1 rRNA gene is annotated in these 3223 nt (G+C 56.5%); it reads right to left on the bottom strand.

The window, feature by feature from the left end:
• Window positions 1–30: 30 nt before the first annotated feature.
• A 23S ribosomal RNA gene (locus ACYVE9_RS14595) occupies window positions 31–3164 on the bottom strand.
• Window positions 3165–3223 lie beyond the last annotated feature (59 nt).

The raw sequence follows: 3223 nt of genomic DNA, 5'->3' as shown, positions 1-3223 counted from the left end.
TCAGAACCAACACAGTGGACGCGAGCACCTACGGACAAGCCCTCGGCCTATTAGTACCAGTCAACTCCAGCCCTTACGGACCTTCCATATCTGGCCTATCAACCCAGTCGTCTACTGGGAGCCTTAACCCCTCAAAGGGGGAGGGAGTCCTCATCTCGAAGCAGGCTTCCCGCTTAGATGCTTTCAGCGGTTATCCTTTCCGAACGTAGCCAACCAGCCATGCCCTTGGCAGAACAACTGGCACACCAGAGGTTCGTCCGTCCCGGTCCTCTCGTACTAGGGACAGCCCTTCTCAAGACTCCTACGCGCACAGCGGATAGGGACCGAACTGTCTCACGACGTTCTAAACCCAGCTCGCGTACCGCTTTAATGGGCGAACAGCCCAACCCTTGGGACCGACTCCAGCCCCAGGATGCGACGAGCCGACATCGAGGTGCCAAACCATCCCGTCGATATGGACTCTTGGGGAAGATCAGCCTGTTATCCCCGGGGTACCTTTTATCCGTTGAGCGACGGCGCTTCCACAAGCCACCGCCGGATCACTAGTCCCGACTTTCGTCCCTGCTCGACCCGTCAGTCTCACAGTCAAGCTCCCTTGTGCACTTACACTCAACACCTGATTACCAACCAGGCTGAGGGAACCTTTGGGCGCCTCCGTTACATTTTAGGAGGCAACCGCCCCAGTTAAACTACCCACCAGACACTGTCCCTGATCCGGATCACGGACCCAGGTTAGACATCCAGCACGACCAGAGTGGTATTTCAACAACGACTCCACACACACTGGCGTGCATGCTTCACAGTCTCCCACCTATCCTACACAAGCCGAACCGAACACCAATATCAAGCTATAGTAAAGGTCCCGGGGTCTTTCCGTCCTGCTGCGCGAAACGAGCATCTTTACTCGTAATGCAATTTCACCGGGCCTATGGTTGAGACAGTCAAGAAGTCGTTACGCCATTCGTGCAGGTCGGAACTTACCCGACAAGGAATTTCGCTACCTTAGGATGGTTATAGTTACCACCGCCGTTTACTGGCGCTTAAGTTCTCAGCTTCGCACACCCGAAAGTGCACTAACCGGTCCCCTTAACGTTCCAGCACCGGGCAGGCGTCAGTCCGTATACATCGCCTTACGGCTTCGCACGGACCTGTGTTTTTAGTAAACAGTCGCTTCTCGCTGGTCTCTGCGGCCACACCCAGCTCACGAGCGCAAAACTCGATCACCAGACATGGCCCCCCTTCTCCCGAAGTTACGGGGGCATTTTGCCGAGTTCCTTAACCATAGTTCACCCGAACGCCTCGGTATTCTCTACCTGACTACCTGAGTCGGTTTAGGGTACGGGCCGCCTTGAAACATCGCTAGAGGCTTTTCTCGACAGCATAGGATCATCCACTTCACCACAATCGGCTCGGCATCAGGTCTCACCCATATAACGAGGAACGGATTTACCTACCCCTCGGGCTACACCCTTACCCCGGGACAACCACCGCCCGGGCTGGACTACCTTCCTGCGTCACCCCATCACTCACCTACTACCACCTTGGTTCAGCGGCTCCACCACTCCCCTCAACTCCGAAGAGATCAGGGCGGCTTCACGGCCTTAGCATTAATGGATTCGATGTTGGGCGCTTCAAAGCGGGTACCGGAATATCAACCGGTTGTCCATCGACTACGCCTGTCGGCCTCGCCTTAGGTCCCGACTTACCCTGGGCAGATCAGCTTGACCCAGGAACCCTTAGTCAATCGGCGCAAGAGTTTCCCACTCTTGTATCGCTACTCATGCCTGCATTCTCACTCGTGAACCGTCCACAACTCCCTTACAGGGCTGCTTCACCCGGCACACGACGCTCCCCTACCCACCACAACACCCGTTAAGGCTATATGTTGCAGTGACATGACTTCGGCGGTGTGCTTGAGCCCCGCTACATTGTCGGCGCAGAATCACTTGACCAGTGAGCTATTACGCACTCTTTCAAGGGTGGCTGCTTCTAAGCCAACCTCCTGGTTGTCTCTGCGACTCCACATCCTTTCCCACTTAGCACACGCTTAGGGGCCTTAGTCGATGCTCTGGGCTGTTTCCCTCTCGACCATGGAGCTTATCCCCCACAGTCTCACTGCCGCGCTCTCACTTACCGGCATTCGGAGTTTGGCTAAGGTCAGTAACCCGGTAGGGCCCATCGCCTATCCAGTGCTCTACCTCCGGCAAGAAACACACGACGCTGCACCTAAATGCATTTCGGGGAGAACCAGCTATCACGGAGTTTGATTGGCCTTTCACCCCTAACCACAGGTCATCCCCCAGGTTTTCAACCCTGGTGGGTTCGGGCCTCCACGAAGTCTTACCTCCGCTTCACCCTGCCCATGGCTAGATCACTCCGCTTCGGGTCTTGAGCATGCTACTAAAATCGCCCTCTTAGGACTCGCTTTCGCTACGGCTCCCCCACACGGGTTAACCTCGCAACATACCGCAAACTCGCAGGCTCATTCTTCAAAAGGCACGCAGTCACGACCGCACATGACAAGTCATGCACGGCGACGCTCCCACGGCTTGTAGGCACACGGTTTCAGGTACTATTTCACTCCGCTCCCGCGGTACTTTTCACCATTCCCTCACGGTACTATCCGCTATCGGTCACCAGGGAATATTTAGGCTTAGCGGGTGGTCCCGCCAGATTCACACAGGATTTCTCGGGCCCTATGCTACTTGGGTGGCTCCAAAGTGAGCCATCACGATTTCAGCTACGGGGGTCTTACCCTCTACGCCGGGCCTTTCGCATGCCCTTCGCCTACCGCAATGGTTTATAACTCACCGACCGGCCGGCAGACCGATCACAGAAACTCCCACAACCCCGCTCGCGCAACCCCTGCCGGGTATCACACACAAACGGTTTAGCCTCATCCGGTTTCGCTCGCCACTACTCCCGGAATCACGGTTGTTTTCTCTTCCTGCGGGTACTGAGATGTTTCACTTCCCCGCGTTCCCTCCACACTGCCTATGCGTTCAGCAGCGGGTGACAGCCCATGACGACTGCCGGGTTTCCCCATTCGGACACCCCCGGATCACAGCTCGGTTGACAGCTCCCCGGGGCCTATCGCGGCCTCCCACGTCCTTCATCGGTTCCTGGTGCCAAGGCATCCACCGTGCGCCCTTAAAAACTTGGCCACAGATGCTCGCGTCCACTGTGCAGTTCTCAAACAACAACCAGCCACCCACCACCCCAC

Source organism: Streptomyces sparsus, assembly GCF_054776295.1.
Note: the sequence above shows the minus strand (reverse complement) of the source record. Positions and strands in the feature narration are given on the sequence as shown.